19 protein-coding genes are annotated in these 19,005 nt (G+C 70.0%); 14 read left to right on the top strand and 5 right to left on the bottom strand.

The window, feature by feature from the left end; translation table 11 throughout:
* Nucleotides 1-161: 161 nt before the first annotated feature.
* From IE97_RS0122180 to IE97_RS0122190, 3 genes are all read right to left on the bottom strand, one after another.
* Nucleotides 162-1,391 (bottom strand): acyl-CoA dehydrogenase family protein, encoded by a 1,230-nt coding sequence (locus tag IE97_RS0122180; protein WP_030243368.1) that lies wholly within the window; start codon nucleotides 1,389-1,391, stop codon nucleotides 162-164.
* A gap of 13 nt (nucleotides 1,392-1,404) precedes the next feature.
* Nucleotides 1,405-1,662, bottom strand: coding sequence for a hypothetical protein (locus IE97_RS0122185; protein WP_051705073.1), 258 nt, complete (start codon nucleotides 1,660-1,662; stop codon nucleotides 1,405-1,407).
* Nucleotides 1,663-1,989: 327 nt separating this feature from the next.
* Nucleotides 1,990-3,006, bottom strand: a complete 1,017-nt coding sequence (locus tag IE97_RS0122190; protein WP_030243370.1) for an amino acid ABC transporter permease — start codon at nucleotides 3,004-3,006, stop codon at nucleotides 1,990-1,992.
* A 596-nt stretch (nucleotides 3,007-3,602) separates the two neighbouring features.
* Here IE97_RS0122190 and IE97_RS0122195 point away from each other — a divergent pair.
* The 14 genes from IE97_RS0122195 to IE97_RS0122255 all read left to right on the top strand — a co-directional run bounded on the left by IE97_RS0122195 (nucleotide 3,603) and on the right by IE97_RS0122255 (nucleotide 17,786).
* Entirely contained in the window at nucleotides 3,603-4,754 is a 1,152-nt protein-coding gene (locus IE97_RS0122195) for an LLM class flavin-dependent oxidoreductase (protein WP_030243372.1), read from the top strand.
* The gene (locus IE97_RS0122200; protein ID WP_030243375.1) at nucleotides 4,751-5,296 is read left to right on the top strand and encodes a GNAT family N-acetyltransferase; all 546 of its coding nucleotides are present in this window, start codon (nucleotides 4,751-4,753) and stop codon (nucleotides 5,294-5,296) included. The genes IE97_RS0122195 and IE97_RS0122200 overlap by 4 nt, the downstream gene beginning before the upstream one ends.
* On the top strand, nucleotides 5,293-6,249 hold the full coding sequence (locus tag IE97_RS0122205; protein WP_078603349.1) for an ABC transporter substrate-binding protein: 957 nt from the start codon (nucleotides 5,293-5,295) through the stop codon (nucleotides 6,247-6,249). The genes IE97_RS0122200 and IE97_RS0122205 overlap by 4 nt, the downstream gene beginning before the upstream one ends.
* A 21-nt stretch (nucleotides 6,250-6,270) precedes the next feature.
* Nucleotides 6,271-7,293 carry an amino acid ABC transporter permease gene (locus IE97_RS0122210; RefSeq protein ID WP_030243379.1) on the top strand — a complete coding sequence of 341 codons (1,023 nt, stop codon included), beginning with the start codon at nucleotides 6,271-6,273 and terminating at the stop codon, nucleotides 7,291-7,293.
* A gap of 50 nt (nucleotides 7,294-7,343) precedes the next feature.
* Entirely contained in the window at nucleotides 7,344-8,096 is a 753-nt protein-coding gene (locus IE97_RS0122215) for an amino acid ABC transporter ATP-binding protein (RefSeq protein ID WP_030243382.1), read from the top strand.
* Nucleotides 8,097-8,134: 38 nt separating this feature from the next.
* Nucleotides 8,135-9,118: an ABC transporter substrate-binding protein gene (locus IE97_RS0122220; protein WP_030243384.1), complete on the top strand. Its 984-nt coding sequence runs from the start codon at nucleotides 8,135-8,137 to the stop codon at nucleotides 9,116-9,118.
* A 282-nt stretch (nucleotides 9,119-9,400) separates the two neighbouring features.
* Entirely contained in the window at nucleotides 9,401-10,603 is a 1,203-nt protein-coding gene (locus tag IE97_RS0122225) for an LLM class flavin-dependent oxidoreductase (protein ID WP_030243386.1), read from the top strand.
* Nucleotides 10,604-10,623: 20 nt separating this feature from the next.
* Nucleotides 10,624-12,039 carry an NtaA/DmoA family FMN-dependent monooxygenase gene (locus tag IE97_RS0122230; RefSeq protein ID WP_051705076.1) on the top strand — a complete coding sequence of 472 codons (1,416 nt, stop codon included), beginning with the start codon at nucleotides 10,624-10,626 and terminating at the stop codon, nucleotides 12,037-12,039.
* Nucleotides 12,040-12,173: 134 nt separating this feature from the next.
* Nucleotides 12,174-13,301, top strand: a complete 1,128-nt coding sequence (locus IE97_RS0122235) for an MsnO8 family LLM class oxidoreductase (protein ID WP_030243391.1) — start codon at nucleotides 12,174-12,176, stop codon at nucleotides 13,299-13,301.
* Nucleotides 13,302-13,401: 100 nt separating this feature from the next.
* Nucleotides 13,402-13,482 (top strand): putative leader peptide, encoded by an 81-nt coding sequence (locus IE97_RS43825; protein WP_420706128.1) that lies wholly within the window; start codon nucleotides 13,402-13,404, stop codon nucleotides 13,480-13,482.
* A 197-nt stretch (nucleotides 13,483-13,679) separates the two neighbouring features.
* Entirely contained in the window at nucleotides 13,680-14,807 is a 1,128-nt protein-coding gene (gene sfnG, locus IE97_RS0122240; protein ID WP_030243394.1) for a dimethylsulfone monooxygenase SfnG, read from the top strand.
* 39 nt (nucleotides 14,808-14,846) lie between these two features.
* Nucleotides 14,847-15,404: an NADPH-dependent FMN reductase gene (gene ssuE, locus IE97_RS0122245; protein ID WP_030243396.1), complete on the top strand. Its 558-nt coding sequence runs from the start codon at nucleotides 14,847-14,849 to the stop codon at nucleotides 15,402-15,404.
* Complete coding sequence (locus tag IE97_RS0122250) at nucleotides 15,401-16,588, top strand: SfnB family sulfur acquisition oxidoreductase (RefSeq protein ID WP_030243398.1); 1,188 nt, start codon at nucleotides 15,401-15,403, stop codon at nucleotides 16,586-16,588. The genes ssuE (IE97_RS0122245) and IE97_RS0122250 overlap by 4 nt, the downstream gene beginning before the upstream one ends.
* Nucleotides 16,589-16,625: 37 nt before the next feature.
* Nucleotides 16,626-17,786: an LLM class flavin-dependent oxidoreductase gene (locus tag IE97_RS0122255; protein ID WP_030243401.1), complete on the top strand. Its 1,161-nt coding sequence runs from the start codon at nucleotides 16,626-16,628 to the stop codon at nucleotides 17,784-17,786.
* A 152-nt stretch (nucleotides 17,787-17,938) separates the two neighbouring features.
* On the opposite strand, the gene IE97_RS0122260 is transcribed toward IE97_RS0122255, so the two are convergent.
* Both IE97_RS0122260 and ssuE (IE97_RS0122265) read right to left on the bottom strand, forming a co-directional pair.
* Nucleotides 17,939-18,346, bottom strand: a complete 408-nt coding sequence (locus IE97_RS0122260) for a HEAT repeat domain-containing protein (protein WP_030243402.1) — start codon at nucleotides 18,344-18,346, stop codon at nucleotides 17,939-17,941.
* A 92-nt stretch (nucleotides 18,347-18,438) separates the two neighbouring features.
* Nucleotides 18,439-18,993, bottom strand: coding sequence for an NADPH-dependent FMN reductase (ssuE, locus tag IE97_RS0122265; protein WP_030243405.1), 555 nt, complete (start codon nucleotides 18,991-18,993; stop codon nucleotides 18,439-18,441).
* Between the last annotated feature and the right edge of the window lie 12 nt (nucleotides 18,994-19,005).

A 19,005-nucleotide genomic window follows, 5' to 3' on the forward strand; every position in this document is an offset into this window, starting at 1 on the left:
TCCGGCCAGTATCGCCGCCGTGCTCCCCGCTGCCGCCCCACGGGGCTGCTGAGCACCCCGGCAGCGAGGGATCCCGGCAGCAGATCGGTCGGCTCAGGCATGGGTGGGACTACGGAATCGATCTCCGGAATCGGTCTCCCTGAACGTCCCCGCCCCCCCGATCAGGCGGGCAGGACGAACGGAGGGTGGGTGCCGTTGAGGAAGTACTCCCCGACGTCGCGGAGCCGGTGGGGCACGGGCTCGTACAGGGTGTGGGTGCGGGCATTGCGCCAGAACCGGTCGAAGCCCAGCCGCGCGGAGATGGAGCGGGCGCCGACGATATCGAGGGCACGGGTGGTGGACTCCTGTGCTGCCCTGGCCGCAGCGGTTTCGGCCATGGCCACGAGGGCGGAGATGTCCGCGGACTCGTCATAGGTGAGTCCTTCGCCGCGCTCAAGGCCGCCCCGCACGGCTTCCAGTGCCTGATCGGTGAGTGCCGACGCGGAGCGGGTGAGGACGGTGAGTTCTCCGTAGGCGGTCTGCACGTGCGGGTCGTGCGGAGTACCGGCGGGCCAGGCGGGGTGCATGGCTGCGTAGCCCGTCCTGCTGTACTCACGGGCTTCGGCGAGCACTCCCTCAGCCATGCCGAGAAGGAGCTGGGCGGAGAACAGACGCCCGACCGGAGATGCCAAGGCGGCCCGGGGCGACAGCACGTCCTCGTCCGTGGACAGGGAGCCGAGCACGTCATCGGTACCCACCTGTACGTTGTCGAACTCCACGCTGCCGCCGGCCGCGAGCCGCTGGCCGAAAGTATCGGCTTCACCGTCGATCGCCACACCGCGACGGGCGGGATCGACCACGACAGCGAGTGGCTCACCCGTGTCCCCTCGCACGGCGCGCACGGCGAGGCGATCGGCGACCAGGACCCCGGTGGTATAGCTCTGCCGACCGTCGAGCACGAGTCCCTTGGAGGTCCTGGCCAGCATGAGAGGGGGCTCCTGACGGGCGAAACCGCCGCCCCAGCACCACTGTTCGGCTGCGGACCGCTCGTCCATCTGCGCGGCGAGGGCGGGCCCGGCGAAGAACCGGGCGCTCCCCGACAGGAAGTAGTGACAGCCGAGCAGTTGACCGATCCCGCCGTCGGCCGCGGCGATCTCCCGGACAACGGCGTAGGCCGTGGGCCAGTCCGCGTCGGCTCCCATGGAATCGGCCGGCGTCAGGAGCGTCAGCAGCCCCGCCTCGCGCAGCCGGGACACCTCGTCGATCGGGGCCTTGCCCGCCTGCTCCCTGGCCACGGTGTCCGTGGCCAGGTCGTCTGCCGCCTCGCGGGCCACGCGCAGCCAGTGCGCATGGCCGGGCCCGGTTCGGTCGGACGGCGAGGCGGGGCGGGACGGCGCGGAGGCAAGGCCCATGGAAGGTGTCTCCTCAAGGTCGGCCGCAGTGTGCGGCGGTGGGGCTCTCCTGCTGCTCGGGCACGCGGTGGATCTCGGGCCGTGGCCTGTCCTTGGCGAAGAGCTCGGTGGGATCGGTGCCCTCGGGGGCGAGCGCGAGGTAGCCGACGAGAGGCGCGGAAGTGTGTCCCTGGGTGTCTCTCGGAGCGGTGTCGCCCACCAGGCGGAGATGGGGTGTGCCGGAGAGGAGCGGATCCTGTGGGGTGGCCTGGGCTGGAAGTGCCGTGGTCATGGCGGTTGTCCCTCAGAAGTGTGTCGGGCTATCAGGCGGCGCAGTGGGTGAATTCGCCTGATCGCCAGGGAAAGAAGCAGCGGAGCGGCACGGGCGAAGGGGTGAGTCGCGTGCCTTACACGCGGCAGCAGGCGGCACTGACGACGTGACCGAAGTCGACATGCCGACGACGTACGAGTCGTTGCTGCTTACGGGACATGTTCATCATCCTGTGCGCCCCCGGTGGACACAGTCAAGAGTTCCCTAGTAATTCCATAGGAAATAGGGAAGGTCTGGTGCGCGGCCCCGCGCCGACGACGACCAGGACGGCCGGCGAAGGGGTGCTGCTCACCGGTCACCGCCGATCGCCGGGTGGGCGTCGGCGGCCGTGGCCGCGCTCAGTCGGCGGCGCACGGCGGTCAGTTGGCCGCGAAGCCGTTGCAGCGGGGTCGGCGGCAGGGCGCGGGAGTCTCCGCGCGCGTAGTACCGCTCGACGTAGAACTGGCCCGTGCTCAGCACCGTGGTGACCGCGATGTACCACAGGGTGGCGACCATCAGCAGCGGGATGACCTGGTAGGTCTGGTTGTAGATCAGCTGCACCGAGTACAGCAGGTCGTGCACGGCCAGCACGCTGACGATGCTGGTGCCCTTGAGGGTGCCGATCAGCATGTTCCCGGCCGTGGGCACGATGGAGCGCATCGCCTGCGGGACGACGATCCGGCGCAGGGTGCGGCGTCTGCTCAGGCCGAGCGCCTGGGCGGCCTCCGTCTGCCCGGCGTCCACGGAGAGGATGCCGCCGCGCACCACCTCGGCGGCGTACGCGGTCTCGTGCAGGGTCAGGCCGATGACGGCGGTCAGGGTGGGGCCGAGGAGGTTGACCGTCTTGACGGTGAGGAACTGCGGACCGAACGGGATGCCGAGGCCCAGCGTCGGATACAGGGCGCCGATGTTGAACCAGAACAGCAGCTGCACCAGCAGCGGCGTGGACCGGAAGATCCACACATAGCCCCAACTCAGCGTGCGCAGCACAGGGTTGACCGACAGCCGCATCACCGCCAGCACGGTGCCGAGCAGGAAGCCGAGCACCATCACCACGGCGGTCAGCCACAGGGAGAGCAGCAGTCCGTCGAGCACGGCGGCGGTGGTGAAGTACCGGCCCACCACGCTCCATTGGAAGGCGTCGTTGCGGACGACGGAATTGAGCACCATCGCGAACAGCAGCAGCGCCACGACGGCGGTCAGCCACCGGCCGGTGTGCCGGCGCGGCACGATCCGCGGCACGTCGGGGCCAGGCGCGCTCGCTCGTTTCGGGGGTTGCGTCGCAGGGGCTGACGGGGCCGGCGTGACTTCGGAAGGCGTGACCATCGAGAGGCTCTCCGGGGGAGGGGATCGCAGGCGTGAGTGACCACGCGGTGGCACTCGCAGGGAGCGCAACGGCACAGGAGCTATGTGCGTACGGTGCGGCCGGGGCTCGGCGTCGTCACTTTCGCCGCGTCCCTCAACGCGGCCGGAGAGGCTGCCGCGCAGGGCGGCCGATCCGCTGTCGATCGTATGTGCCCAGGGCATCGATGTGTCAACAGCACCCCGGACAGGGCCGGTCCCGAACGGTCCGGCATCCGGGCGCTGCTTGACGGGCACCACGATGTACTGCTCAATTAGTCGCATGAATGCCCAGCAGCGCTTGGTCTCGCGCGATCACATCGACTTCGGTCGGGTGTGGTCCGCCGCGTGTTGCGCCTGACTCGGCAGCGGGCCGTCTGACCGGCCCTTCCCTCCCTCGCTGACCCCGTCGCGGGCCGAGTTCTCTCCTCACGCGCGCTGCCGCAGCTCTGCTTCTCCCGACGCTCGACGTCGTCACGACTGCATCGACCCGTCTGCCTGACGGGCTGTGCGCTCATGCCTGCACGCCAGGCAGTTCCGTCATGCCTGCGTGTCGCTTCGCACCCTGAAAGGCCATCTCCATGCCAGTGGAGTTCCTCGGCATCGCCGCCACCAACGACGGCTCCGAAACCACCCCGCGCTCCGGCGCCGCCTTCGACAAGGAGTACACACTCCGGCTCGCCCGGGCCCACGAGGACCACGGCTGGGACCGGGTGCTGTTCGCCTACGGCTCCGGATCGTCCGACCCCGCACCGGCCGCCGCCTACATCGCGAGCAGGCTGGAGCGCCTGCAGATCCTGCTCGCCCACCGGCCCAACGTGTCCTACCCCACCTTCGCCGCCAAGACCTTCGCCACCCTCGACCAGATCAGCGAGGGCCGGCTGACCGTGCACTTCATCACCGGCGGCAACGATCACGAACAGGGCCGCGAGGGCGACACCCTCACCAAGGACCAGCGCTACACCCGCACCCGCGAATACATCCGGATCGTCAAGAAGATCTGGACCACCCACGAGCCCTTCGACCACGAGGGCGAGCACTACCGCTTCCACGACTTCGTCAGCGACGTCTTCCCGCTCCAGCAGCCGCGCCCGAACGTGTCGTTCGGCGGCTCGTCCCCTGCCGCGTACGCCGCGGGCGGCGCTGAGGCCGACATCTACTGCCTGTGGGGCGAACCCCTGGCGAAGACCGCCGAGCAGATCGAGAACGTGAAGGCCGCCGCGAAGGCCGCGGGCCGCACCGACGTGCCGCGCATCCAGGTCGCCTTCCGCCCGATCATCGCCCCGACCGAGGAACTGGCCTGGGAGAGGGCCCACCGCACGGTCGGCGCGATCAAGGCGCGCAAGGAGAGGGGCGAGGCGATCACCAAGCGCCACAACGGGCACGCACAGCCGCAGGCTGCAACACCTCAAAACGTCGGCTCGCAGCGGCTGCTCGCCATCGCCGAGGCGGGGGAGCGCTACGACCGGGCCCTGTGGACGCCGACCGCCGCGGCGACCGGCGGCGCCGGCAACTCCAACGCCCTGGTCGGCACGCCCGAGACCGTGGCCCAGGCGCTACTCGACTACTACGACCTCGGCGTCGACATCCTCTCCGCCCGCGGCTACGACCTGCTGGGCGACGCCATCGACTTCGGCCGGTATGTGATCCCGATCGTCCGCGAGGAGGTCGCCAAGCGCGACGCCGAGCGGACGGCACGCGGGACGCAAACCCTTGCGGCGGTGGGCGAATGACCTCCATAGCCCAACCATCACCGTCAGCAATGGATGTGACGGTGCTTCATGTCCCGGTCTCCGATCCGCGCGTGAGACCCCTGCTGCGCGAACTCGGGCACGAGTACTCCGCGCGCTACGGAAAGGACGCCCACGCCGAAATCTCCCGCTACCCCGATGAGGAGTTCACCGAACCTCACGGCGGTCTGCTTCTCCTGCTGCTGGAGCGCGGCGAGCCCGTCGCGGGCGGCGCCTTCCGCCGGTACGACGCGACCACCGCCGAGCTGAAGCGGATCTGGACCCACTCCAGCCACCGGAGGCGTGGCCTCGCCCGCCGTGTCATCGCCGAGCTGGAACGCGAGGCCGGCGCACGCGGCTACCGGCGGATCTACCTGACCACCGGGCCACGCCAGCCCGAGGCCCGAGGACTGTACCTGGCCACCGGCTACACACCGCTGTTCGACACCGAGGCCGCCCCGGAAACCATCGGCCCGCTGCCCTTCGAGAAGCATCTGCCGACCGCAGCACGCGCAGCACGCACGGGAAAGGCAGGCGACCTGTGAACCTTCGCCCGATCAGAACCCGCCTGCGCATCGCCGCGACCGTCGCTCTGCTGCCCGTACTGGCGCTGACCGCCTGTGGCTCCGGCGACACCTCCGGCACCACACCGGCGGGCGCTCAGGCATCCCCCGCACCGACCGACGACCCGGTGGCCGCGGTACGCAAGGTGGACTCCGTCGCGGCCCTGCTCCCCGCCGATGTCCGCAAGGCGGGCACGCTCCGCGTCGGCAGTTCGATCGGGTTCCCGCCCGGGGCGTACTACCCGAAGGGGCAGGACAAGCCGCCCGCGGGCCAGGACATCGACCTCGCCGACGCCGTGGCCGAGGTCCTCGGCGTGAAGCTGGAGCGGCAGGACGCCTCCTTCGAGACGATCCTGCCCGCCCTGGGCAGCGGCAAATACGACTTCGGGACCGGCAACTTCGGCGTCACCACCGAACGCCTGAAGACCATCGACTTCGTCACCTACATCAACGACGGCCAGGGCTTCGCGGTGAAGACGGGCAACACCTCCCTCGGCAAGAAGGTCACCGACCTCACCCAGCTGTGCGGGCTGACCATCGGCACCGGCGCCGGCACCACCTTCGAAGCGACCCTCACCGCGCAGAAAGGGGTGTGCGCCAAGGCGGGCAAGAAGCCGTACGACGTGAAGGTCTACTCGGAGAACGCGGCGACCCTCACCGCACTCCAGCAGGGCCGTATCGACGTGATCATGTCGACCATCAACGGCCTGCGCCACCAGGCGGCCCAGCCCGCCTCTCAGACCACCTTCCTCGGCGAGTTCCACCGCCTCGACGTCGGCTTCGCCTTCAAGAAGGGCTCCCCACTCACCAAGGCCTTCCAGGCCGCCGTCAACGAGCTGATCAAGGACGGCACGTACGCCCGGATCCTCAAGAAGTGGGGCACCTCCGCCTCCGCGATCGACACGTCGCGGATCAACCCGTCCGAGCACACCTGAGAGTTGAGCAGGAACACCACGATGGCATCCACCACCGACACCGCGCCACCCGGGGCGGCCACCCCGGGCACCGGCCCACAAGCTCCGCCCGCCCCGGACGATCCAGCCATCCTCAGGGTCGTACCCGCCCGCCACTACGCCCGCTGGGTGGCGGCCGTCGCCGTGATCGTGCTGGTCGCCCAGTTCGTGCACGGTCTGGCCACCAACCCCGTATGGGAATGGGGCGTCTTCAGCGACTACGTGCTGTCCGAGACGATCGTGCAGGCGGTGTACGTGACCCTTCAGCTCACCGCGTACGCCACCGTGCTGGGCTTCCTCCTGGGCACCGTCCTGGCCTTCATGCGGCTGTCGCGCAGTCCGGTGCTGCAGACCGTCGCCTGGACCTACATCTGGATCTTCCGTTCCATCCCGATGATCGTCCAGCTGGTGTTCTGGTTCAACCTGAGCGCGCTGTACGAGGAGTTGGGCTTCGGCATCCCCTTCGGCCCGGTGTTCTGGTCCGTCGACAGCAACAGCATTATCGGCACCATGGGCGCCGCCGTCATCGGGCTGACGCTGCACCAGGCCGCCTATGCCGCCGAGATCGTGCGCGGTGGTGTCATCGCCGTCGACCACGGGCAGCTGGAGGCGGCCGCCGCGCTGGGCATTCCCCGGCTGCGGCAGATCCGCCGGATCGTGCTGCCGCAGGCCATGCGCGCCATCCTGCCCACGGCCGGCAACGAGGTCATCGGCCTGCTCAAGGGCACCTCGGTGGTCTACGTGATGTCCATCGGCGAGCTCTTCTATCAGGTGCAGGTGATCTACGGCCGCAACGGCCGGGTGATCCCGCTGCTGCTGGTCGCCACCGCCTGGTACGTGGTGCTGACCTCCCTGCTGTCGGTCGCCCAGTACCACGTGGAGCGCCGCTACGCCCGGGGCGCCAACCGCACCCCGCCGCCCAGCCCGCTCCAGCGCGCCCGGCGCTTCGTCCGCACCCTGCGCGCGGCCGCCGCCCAGCGCACCCAGCCCGTCGTACCCCTGAAGCCCTTGGGAGACAGCCGATGAGCGACGTGACGGTGGCCGTCAAGGACGCGACGCCGACGGTCGACGACGTGATGGTGGACGTCCACGGCGTCCACAAGAGCTTCGGCCCCCTGGAGGTGCTGCGCGGCGTCGACCTCCAGGTTCGCGCCGGCGAGGTCACCGTGATCCTCGGCCCGTCCGGCTCCGGCAAGTCCACGCTGCTGCGCACCATCAATCACCTGGAGAAGGTCAACCGCGGCTGGATCAGCATCGACGGCGAACTCATCGGCTACCGCCGCTCCGGGAGCAAGCTGCACGAACTGAAGGAGAAGGACGTTCTGAAGCAGCGCACCCACATCGGGTTCGTCTTCCAGAACTTCAACCTCTTCCCCCATCTGACCGTGCTGGAGAACCTGATCGAGGCGCCCGTCTCCGCGCTGCGCCGCCCGCGCAGGGCAGCGGAGGAGACAGCCCGCCGGCTCCTCGACAGGGTCGGCCTCGCCGACAAGGCCGACGCCTACCCCCGGCAGCTATCCGGCGGCCAGCAGCAGCGCGTGGCCATCGCCCGCGCACTCGCCCTCGAACCCAAGGTGCTGCTCTTCGACGAGCCCACCTCGGCGCTCGACCCGGAACTGGTCGGTGAGGTCCTCGACGTCATCAAGGACCTGGCCCGCACCGGAACCACCATGATCGTCGTGACCCACGAGATCGGCTTCGCCCGCGAGGTCGCCGACACCGTGGTGTTCATGGACGGCGGTGTCGTCGTGGAGCAGGGCCCGCCCGCGGCCGTCCTGGACGACCCGCAGCACGAGCGCACCCGCGCCTTCCTCTCCAAGGTCCTCTGACCGACCCTCACCCCTTTCCACAGGCAAGGAGCACGACCATGTCCACCTCGATCACCCGCCGCACTGCCGCAGCCGCGCTCGGACTCGCCACCACCCTCGTCCTTGCCGCGTGCGGCAACCCCGACGACGGCGGCACGACCGAGGTCGCGGCCACGTCCGACAGCAAGACGAAGATCAACATCAGTCCCGACCAGAACCGCATCACCACCGACAAGGTCGACTCCATAGCCGCCGAGGTCCCGGAGAAGATCCGCAAGAGAGGCACCCTGGAGATCGTCGACTCGTCCGGCTCCGCGGCGCCCCTGACCTTCTTCGCCACCGACAACAAGACCGTCATCGGCGTCGAGCCCGACATCGCCTCTCTGGTCGCCGACGTGCTCGGCCTCAAGCCGCACATCAACACGGTCTCCTGGGAGAACATCTTCGTCGGCCTCGACAGCGCCAAGTACGACATCGGCTTCAGCAACATCACGGTCACCGAGGAACGCAAGGAGAAGTACGACTTCGCCACCTACCGCGAGGACAACCTGGGCTTCGAGGCGAAGAAGGGCAGCGGACTGAAGGTCACCGGGCCCGAGGACGTGGCGGGCAGGACGGTCGCCGTGGGCAGCGGCACCAACCAGGAGAAGCTGCTCATCGAGTGGAGCAAGGAGAACGAGAAGGCCGGCCGCAAGCCGGTGAACATCAAGTACTACCAGAACGACAGCGACACCTACCTCGCCCTCCAGTCCGGCCGCATCGATCTCTACCTCGGCCCCAACCCGACCGCGGCCTACCACGCGGCCACCACCGGCAGGACCGAGGTCGTCGGCACCTACTCCGGCGCCGGCGCCACCCTCCAGGGCCTCATCGCCGCGACCACCAAGAAGGACAGCGGCCTGGTCAAGCCCCTCGCCGACGCCCTCAACCACGTCATCGAGAACGGGACGTACGCGAAGGTGCTGAAGCGCTGGGGCCTGTCCGACGAGGCGGTGACCAAGTCTGAGATCAACCCGCCCGGCCTGCCCAAGACCGACGAGTAGCCGGTCCAGGCGCGGGGACGCACGGCCTCCGCGCCCTCAACCGCTCCCCTGCGAGGCGCGACCGCCCCGGACCGTCTTCGGCCCTCAAGGAATCCACCCCGTGTCACATCCGATCGACTCTCGTGGTGGCGAAGCCCTGGTCATCCCGAGCATGCGCGTTCTGCACCACGCTGTCTGGTCCGCGCCGGCCGGCCCGCAGCCGCCCGCCATCCGGCCGCCTGGGCCGACCTGCACGTGAGGGCAGGCGTTCTCGTCACGGACTTCCAGGAAGGCACTCCACTCGTGTCCTCAACACCTTCTTCTTTTCTGCACCTTGCCGTCGCCCTGGACGGCACCGGCTGGCATCCCGCCTCCTGGCGCGATCCGGTGGCCCGGCCCCGGGATCTGTTCACCGCCGCGTACTGGGCCGACCTGGTCGCGGAGGCCGAGCGCGGGCTCCTCGACTTCGTGACCATCGAGGACGGCCTCGGCCTCCAGTCGTCCCACTTCCTGGACCCGGACGAGCGCACCGACCAAGTGCGCGGCCGTCTGGACGCCGTCCTCATCGCTTCCCGCGTGGCACCGCTGACCCGGCACATAGGCCTGGTGCCGACGGTGGTCGCCACCCACACGGAGCCGTTCCACATCTCCAAGGCGATCGCCACCCTCGACTACGTCAGCACCGGCCGAGCCGGCCTGCGCCTGCAGATCACCGCCCGCCCGAACGAGGCCGCCCACTTCGGCCGCCGTACGATCCCGCGTATCGAGGCCTACGACCACCCGGACACCCGGGAGTTGGTCGCCGACCTCTTCGACGAGGCCGCCGATTACGTTGAGGTCGTGCGCCGTCTCTGGGACACCTGGGAGGACGACGCCGAGATCCGGGACGCCGCCAGCGGCCGCTTCATCGACCGCGACAAGCTGCACTACATCGACTTCGAGGGCAGGCACTTCAGCGTCAAGGGCCCCTCCATCACACCCCGCCCGCCGCAGGGCCAGCCGCTCGTCAGTGCCCTCGCCCACGACACCGTCCCGTACCGGCTCGTGGCCCGCGCCGCCGACATCGGCTACGTCACGCCGTACGACGCCGACGAGGCCCGCGCCGTCGTGGCCCAGATCCGCGCCGAGCAGGACGCGGCCGGGCGAGCCGCCGAACCACTGCATGTCTTCGGTGACCTGGTCGTCTTCCTCGACGCCGACCCGGCCCAAGCGACCGCACGCCGGGAACGGCTCGACGCGCTCGCGGGACAGCCGTACACGAGCGACGCCCCGGTCTTCACCGGCACCCCGCCCCAACTCGCCGATCTGCTGCAAGAGTTCCACAGCGCAGGGCTGACCGGCTTCCGGCTGCGTCCCGCCGTCGCCGGCCACGATCTCCCGGCGATCACCCGGCGCCTGGTCCCCGAGCTCCAGCGCCGTGGCGTCTTCCGCCGCGCCTACGAGGCCGACACCCTGCGCGGCCTGCTGGGCCTGGCCCGCCCCGCCAACCGCTACGCCGCTGCCTGAGCCGGGAGGCTCCCCGACCGATGACCAAGCCTCTGAAGCAGATCCATCTGGCCGCCCACTTCCCCGGCGTCAACAACACCACCGTCTGGAGCGACCCACGCGCCGGCAGCCACATCGAGTTCAGCTCCTTCGCGCACTTCGCACGGACCGCCGAACGCGCCATGTTCGACTTCCTGTTCCTGGCCGAGGGCCTCAGGCTCCGTGAACAGGGCGGGAAGATCTACGACCTGGACGTCGTCGGCCGCCCCGACACCTTCACCGTGCTGGCCGCGCTCGCCGCCGTCACCGAACATCTCGGCCTGACCGGCACCATCAACTCCACCTTCAACGAGCCGTACGAGGTGGCCCGCCAGTTCGCCAGCCTCGACCACCTCTCCGGCGGCCGCTCGGCGTGGAACGTCGTCACCTCCTGGGACGCCTTCACCGGGGAGAACTTCCGCCGGGGCGGCTTCCTGCCGCAGGAGGAGCGCTACTCCCGCGCCAAGGAGTTCCTGGCCACCGCGAACGAACTTTTCGACTCCTGGCACGGCGACGAGATCCTCGCCGACCAGGCCACCGGCACCTTCCTGCGGGACACCAAGGCCGGCGCATTCGTCCACACCGGACAGCACTTCGACATCCACGGGCAGTTCAACGTCCCCCGCTCCCCGCAGGGCCGCCCCGTCATCTTCCAGGCCGGCGACTCCGACGAGGGCCGCGAGTTCGCCGCCGCGGAGGCGGACGCCATCTTCAGCCGGTACGGCACCCTGGAGGCGGGCCAGGCTTTCTACACCGACGTGAAGTCCCGCCTGGTCAGGTACGGCCGCCGCCCCGACCAGCTGCTCATCCTTCCCGCCGCGACCTTCGCCCTCGCCGACACCGACGCGGACGCCGAGGAACTGGCGCGCGAGGTGCGCCGCCAGCAGGTCAGCGGGGCCACCGCCCTCAAGCACCTGGAGTTCGTGTGGAACCGGGACCTGTCGGCGTACGACCCGGAAGGGCCGTTGCCCGACATCGACCCGGACGTCGGCGACGATCACATCTCCCAGGGCCGGGCCCAGGTCCGCATGTACCGGGATCCGCTGGCCACGGCCCGCGAGTGGCGCGAACTCGCCGCGGCCAACAACTGGTCCATCCGCGACCTGGTCATCCACACCGGCAACCGGCAGAACTTCGTCGGCTCCCCGGCCACCATCGCCGAAACCATCAACGACTTCGTCCAGTCCGACGCCGCCGACGGCTTCATCCTCGTCCCGCACATCACCCCGAGCGGCCTGGACGAGTTCGCCGACAAGGTGGTCCCGCTGCTCCAGGAAAAGGGCGTGTTCCGCACCGAGTACGGGGGCACGACCCTGCGCGACCACCTGGGCCTCACGCACCCGGACGACCTCCGCGGCGAGCGGGTGTGCAGTTCGGCCACACCGTGCTCCATCTGCACGCCGAAGCAGGCGGGCTGACCGACAGTCAGCATCGCGCCTCCCTTGAGCTGTTTCAGTCCCAGCTCGCCCCCGTGCTGCGCCGCGAGATCCCGGACCCGCCGTTCGCGTGGGCCCCGTGCTTCCGGCCCCACCCCTCACCCAGGAGTCCCCCCGTGTCTGACATCCCCCTCGGCGTCCTCGACCTCGTCCCGATCCCGTCCGGATCGACGGCCGCGGACGCCCTTCGCAACTCGATCGACCTCGCCCAGCAGGCAGAGCGGCTCGGTTACGCCCGCTACTGGTTCGCCGAGCACCACCTCAACCCGGGCGTGGCGGGTACGTCCCCGGCGGTCGTCCTCGCCCTGACCGCCGCCGCGACCTCCACGATCCGACTCGGCTCAGGTGCTGTACAGCTCGGACACCGCACCGCGCTGTCCACGGTCGAGGAGTTCGGCCTGGTCGACGCCCTTCATCCCGGCCGCCTCGACCTGGGCCTGGGCCGCTCGGGCGGCCGTCCGCCGGGGGAGAAGACGACCAAGCCGACGGCCACCCCGGTCGTCGACGGCCGCGCCCCGAACGGCCTGCTCATCCCGCCCCGCTTCTCCTTCGAGCACCTGCTCGGCTCACCTCGCGTGGCACTGCAGCGCAAGCTGCTCCTGCTCCCGGGGGCCGAGTCGCAGGACTACGCCGAGCAGATCGACGACATCCTCGCACTGCTGGTCGGCACCTACCGCTCCCCGGAGGGCATCGAGGTGCACGTCGTGCCGGGCGAGGGCGCCGACGTGGAGGTGTGGATCCTGGGCAGCAGCGGCGGACAGAGCGCCGAGGTCGCGGGCGCCCGGGGCCTGCGCTTCGCCGCGAACTACCACGTCAGCCCGGCCACGGTGCTGGAGGCGGTGGAGGGCTACCGCTCCTTCTTCCAGCCCTCCGAGTTCCTCGACAAGCCGTACGTCAGTGTCTCCGCCGACGTCGTCGTCGCCGAGGACGACGCGACCGCCCGGGAACTCGCCACCGGCTACGGCCTGTGGGTCCGCAGCATCCGCACCGCCGAAGGCGCCATTGAGTTCCCGACACCTGAGGAGGCGCACGCCCACGCGTGGAGCGACGCGGACCGGGACCTCGTACAGGACCGCATCGACACCCAGTTCGTCGGCTCACCGGCCCGGGTGGCCGACCAGCTGGAGCAACTCCAGGAGGCCACCGGTGCGGACGAGTTGCTCATCACGACGATCACTCACGACCACGCCGACCGGGTCCGTTCGTACGAACTGCTCGCGGAGGAATGGCGCCGCCGGGGGTGACTCCACATTGTCACAACCTCGTGAATACCGACTCTCAGAATGTGGAATCACGGCCAGGAATTCTTGACCGGCAGGACTCCCCGCTGGTTCTATCGGTGACATGAAGCGACAGGACCTCACGCGTCGGCGCCACGTCGACCTCGCGCGTGTCTCCAGCTCCTGCTGTCGCTGTCGGACCTGAGCGCACCCGAGGGAAACCCTCCCACCCCGCCTGCGTTCTCCTTCTGTGAATTCCGATCCCGGCCGATTTCTGTCGCTCGCTCGCTCTTTCACTCTGTCGCGATGACGAATTTCCCGGGAACGCCGCTCCACGGTGCCTGAATTCCCGAGGAGCTCATTCGTCCTGCCCGCAGCAGTATTCTCCCGCCTGGAGTTTCCATGCCCGCATCTCCCGGACCCGATCCCGTCCGATTCGCCTACTGGGTGCCGAACGTCAGCGGTGGCCTGGTCACCAGCACCATCGAGCAGCGCACCGACTGGGGCTACGAATACAACCGCGAATTGGCCGTCCTCGCCGAGAACAACGGTTTCGACTACGCCCTCAGCCAGGTCCGCTACATGGCGGGCTACGGCGCCGAGTACCAGCACGAGTCGACCAGCTTCAGTCTCGCCCTGCTGCTGGCCACCCAGCGGCTGAAGGTCATCGCCGCCGTTCATCCCGGCCTCTGGCATCCGGGCGTCCTGGCCAAACTCGGCGCCACCGCCGACCACTTGTCGAACGGGCGCTTCGCGGTGAACGTCGTCAGTGGCTGGTTCAAGGGCGAGTTCACCGCCCTCGGCGAGCCCTGGCTGGAGCACGACGAGCGCTACCGTCGTTCGGAGGAGTTCATCCGCGCCCTGCGGAAGATCTGGACCGAGGACCATGCCGAACTCGCCGGTGACTTCTACCGGTTGCGCGATTTCTCCCTCAAGCCCAAGCCGCTGAACACCTCCGAGCGCCCGCACCCGGAGATCTTCCAGGGCGGCAACTCCACCGCCGCCCGCGCCATGGCGGGCCGTGTCTCCGACTGGTACTTCAGCAATGGCAAGGACTTCGACGGTGTGACCGAGCAGATCGCGGACGTCCGGAAGTCCGCCCTCGAAGCCGGGAGAAAGGCACCGAGGTTCGGACTCAACGGCTTCCTCATCGCCCGTGACACCGAGGCCGAGGCCCGCGAGACCCTCCGCGAGATCGTCGCCAAGGCCGACACCGCGGCCGTCCACGGCTTCCGTGACGCCGTCCAGCAGGCCGGGGCCTCCACCGCCGACGGCAAGGGCATGTGGCAGGACTCCGGCTTCGAGGACCTCGTCCAGTACAACGACGGCTTCCGCACTGGCCTGATCGGCACGCCCGAGCGGATCGCCGAACGGATCGTCGCCTACAAGCGCCTCGGCGTCGACCTCTTCCTCCTCGGCTTCCTGCACTACCTGGAGGAGGTCGAGTACTTCGGCAAGCGCGTGCTGCCGCTCGTACGCGAACTGGAGGCGCGGCAGTCCGAGTCAGCGACCACCGCCACCCACGCCTGACCGCCACCCCGCACCCGGTCCAAAGCGAAAGGTCCCCATATGGCCACCATCCTGTCTGTCTCCGGAAGCCCTTCCGCCTCCTCCCGCACCGCACGGCTGCTGCGCCACCTGGACGACCGCCTCACGTCCCAGGGGCACGACGTGATCCCGCTGGACGTGCGTACGCTCCCCGCCGAGGCCCTGCTGCACGCCGACTTCGGTCACCCGGCGATCGCGCGGGCCACCGCCCTGTTCGAGCAGGCGGACGGCGTCGTGATCGGCAGCCCTGTCTACAAGGCGGCCTACTCAGGCCTGCTGAAGTCACTTCTCGACCTGCTTCCGCAGTACGCACTGACGGGCAAGACCGTCCTCCCGCTGGCGACCGGCGGTTCCACCGCCCACGTCCTGGCCATCGACTACGCCCTGCGCCCCGTCCTCGCCTCCATGGGCCCCGCCCACATCACCCCGGGCTGGTTCATACTTGACAAGGACATCGCCGTCGGCGACGACGGAACGCTGACCGTCGCACCGGGCTCGGCTGAGGCCCTCGCGCAGGTCACGGACCAGTTCTCCGCCGCGCTGGGCGGGCGCACGACGGTGCTGGCGGCCGCCGGATGAGTGCCGCGATCGTCATCGCCGACGACGCCGAAGCCCTCGCCGTCGCCGCGGAACTCGCCGCGGACTTCCGCGAGGACGCCGCCGAACGGGACGCGCGGCGCCGGCTCCCGCACGCGGAGGTGGAGCGGCTGTCCGCGTCCGGTCTGCTCTCGGTGACGGTGCCCGCGGAGTTCGGTGGCCCGGACGTCGGCGCGCAGACGCTCGCCGAGATTTTCCGGCTGCTGGCCGCCGCCGACGCCAGCCTCGCTCAGATCCCGCAGAGCCACTTCGTGTACGTGGGCGTGCTGCGCCGCCAGGGGAGTCCCCGGCAACAGGAGTTCTTCTTCGGCGAGGTGCTACGGGGCAAACGGTTCGGTAACGCCCAGTCCGAGGCCGGGACCAGGCATGTGCAGGACATCCGTACCCGGCTCGCGCGGCGCCCGGACGGGTCGTATGTCCTCGACGGCGTCAAGCACTATGCCACCGGTGCCCTGTTCGCCGACTGGATTCCCGTCCTCGCCCGTACCGACGACGACAACCTGCATGTGGCGTACGTACCGCGGGACGCGCCCGGCCTCACGGTCGTGGACGACTGGGACGGCATGGGGCAGCGCACCACCGCCAGTGGAACCGTCCGTCTGGAGTCGGTGCGCGTCCCCGCCGACCGGGTCGTGCCGCACCACCTCACCTTCCGGGAGCCCCAACTTCACGGCGCCGTGGCTCAGTTGTTGCACGCCGCGATCGATGCCGGGATCGCCTCCGGTGCAGTGGCCGAGGCCGTGGAGTTCGTGCGGACGAAGAGCCGCCCCTGGTTCGAGAGCGGATTCGAGACGGCTGCCGAAGACCCGCTGCTCTTCCAGCGCTTCGGCGAACTGGCGATCCGCGTACGCGCCGCCGAGGCGCTGCTCCGCGAGGCGGCCAGAGCGGTCGACGCCGCCCGCGCCGACCTGACTGACGACTCGGCCGCCCAGGCCTCCATCGCGGTGGCCACGGCCAAGGTGACGGCGGCGGAGGCCGCCGTGGAGGTCGGCAGCGCCCTCTTCGAGGTCGCCGGCACCCGCTCGGCGCTCGACTCGCTGGGCCTGCACCGCCATTGGCGCGACGCCCGCACCCACACCCTGCACGACCCGGCCCGCTGGAAGGTCCAGCACATCGGCCGCTACGTCCTCAACGGCACCAGGCCGCCCCGGCACGGCCTCCTCTGACGATCAACCCTGATCGCACCCCTGATCGGAGCACCACGTGTCCCTCACCTTCCACTGGTTCCTGCCCACCAACGGCGACAGCCGCCACGTCGTCGGCGGCGGCCACGGCACGCCGGCCACCGCCTCCGGCCGGGACCGGCCGCCGACGGTCGCCTACCTCAGCCAGATCGCCCGCGCCGCCGAGGACCTGGGCTTCGTCGGCGCGCTCACGCCCACCGGGGCCTGGTGCGAGGACGCCTGGCTCACGACCGCCATGGTCAGCCAGAACACCGAGCGCCTGAAGTTCCTGGTCGCCTTCCGGCCCGGATTCGTCTCGCCGACACTCGCCGCGCAGATGGCGTCCACCTTCCAGCGGCAGACCGGCGGACGGCTGCTCCTCAACGTCGTCACCGGTGGCGAGAGCCACGAGCAGCGCGCCTACGGCGACTTTCTCGACAAGGACGACCGTTACCGCCGTACCGGTGAATTCCTGCAGATCGTACGGGGACTGTGGGAGGGCAAGAGCGTCGACCTGGACGGTGAGCACCTGCGCGTGGAGGACGCGACGCTGGCCCGGCTGCCCGACCCGGTCCCCGAGGTGTACTTCGGCGGCTCCTCGCCCGCGGCGGGAGAGGTCGCCGCCCGGTACGTCGACACGTACCTCACCTGGGGTGAACCCCCCGCCGCCGTCGCGGAGAAGATCGCCTGGATCCGGTCGCTGGCAGCGAAGGAGGGCCGTACCCTCCGCTTCGGCATCCGGCTGCACGTCATCACCCGGGACACCTCGGAGCAGGCCTGGGCGGAGGCGAACCGGCTGCTGGACAGTTTCGATCCGGCGGCGGTGAAGTCCGTGCAGGCCGGGCTCGCCCGCAGCGAGTCCGAGGGACAGCAGCGCATGCTCGCCCTGCACGGCGGCGGAAACCGCGACGGGCTCGAGATCCACCCCAACCTGTGGGCCGGTATCGGGTTGGTGCGCGGCGGCGCGGGTACCGCCCTGGTCGGCAGCCACGAGGAGGTCGCCGAGCGGATCAAGGAGTACGCCGACCTGGGCATCGAGGAGTTCGTCCTCTCCGGCTATCCGCACCTGGAGGAGGCGTACTGGTTCGGCGAGGGCGTCCTGCCGAAGCTCCAGGCGCAGGGCCTGTGGCAGCACCCCTTCGGAAGGCCGGCGGCCATCTCGTCCCAGGTCCCCTTCGCCGAGGCTGGGAGTCCGCGATGACCCTGCGGGCGCGGACGAGGCATGCGGGTCTTCGAGCTACCCGAGCGGCCACAACACCTACGCGGGCGCCGCGGAACCGTGCTGTCGGCGCTCGTGGGGCCTCGTACCGCCCCGTTCGACCTGACCAGCGGAACACCGGACGGCTCCTGGCCTCACGGTAGGACCGGTGTCACGGTAGGACGCGGTCGCAGCGCCTGTGCCGCACAGGCCCTGACGTCCGCGTCCGAGTCGGTTGCCGCGGCGGCCAGGACCGCTCGGGCGTCCTCGGCGGCACGGTGGCGGGTCAGGGCCAGTACGGCGGCCTCGCGGACGTCGGCGTTGGCGTCGGAGAGGGCCTTGGCGAGTGCGGGGACGGCGACGTCGGGATCCGTGGCGGCCAGGGCGGCCGGGCAGCCGGCCGTACCCAGTGCCTCGTAGGCGGCCCCACGGACCAGGACGCCTCGATCGTCCAGGAGAGCCGGATCTCGCGTGTGGCACAGGGCAGGGCAGCAGCCATGTCGGGGATTCCTGATCGGGAAGTGGGGGCCCGCGGTGTGCGACGTCGGCCGTGGTCGGCGCACCGACGCTGATCCCTGACGTGCGCGTCAAAGGCAAGGCGGCTGCCGCCTGCTGGTCCCTGTGCGGGGAGATGGAGCCGTACGGCGACCATCGCTCACGCCGCCGCCCTCAGCGGCCGACGTTGGCTGAGGGCGGCGGAGAACTGGTCGGTGACCTGGTCGAGTGCCTCCCGCGTGGCCTGTTCGATGAGGATGCCGCCGTCCTGCCGTACCTCGATGTGCTTGTCCAGGACGAACCAGCCGGGGGTGATGTGCGCGGGGCCCATGGAGGCGAGGACGGGGCGCAGCGCGTAGTCGATGGCCAGGACGTGGGCGGTCGTGCCGCCGGTAGCGAGGGGCAGCACGGTCTTGCCCTTCAGCGCGTACTGCGGCAGCAGGTCGAGCAGCGCCTTGAGTAGCCCGGAATAGGCGGCCTTGTAGACGGGGGTGCCGATCACGACCCCGTCCGCACGCTCGAACAGGGCGGTGGCCCGGGCGATCGCCGGATGGCCGAAGTCGGCGTGCAGCAGGGCCTCGGACGGGAGCGTGCGGACGTCCAATGGGATCACCTCGTGTCCCTGCTCGGTGAGGCGGGCGTCGAGGTCGCGCAGGAGACGGGCGGTGCGGGAGGTGAGGGAGGGGCTTCCGGAAACGGAGAGAACGGTGGCCATGCGGGGTCTCCT

The sequence above is a fragment of the Streptomyces sp. NRRL S-455 genome (genome assembly GCF_000717875.1).
Lineage (GTDB): Bacteria > Actinomycetota > Actinomycetes > Streptomycetales > Streptomycetaceae > Streptomyces.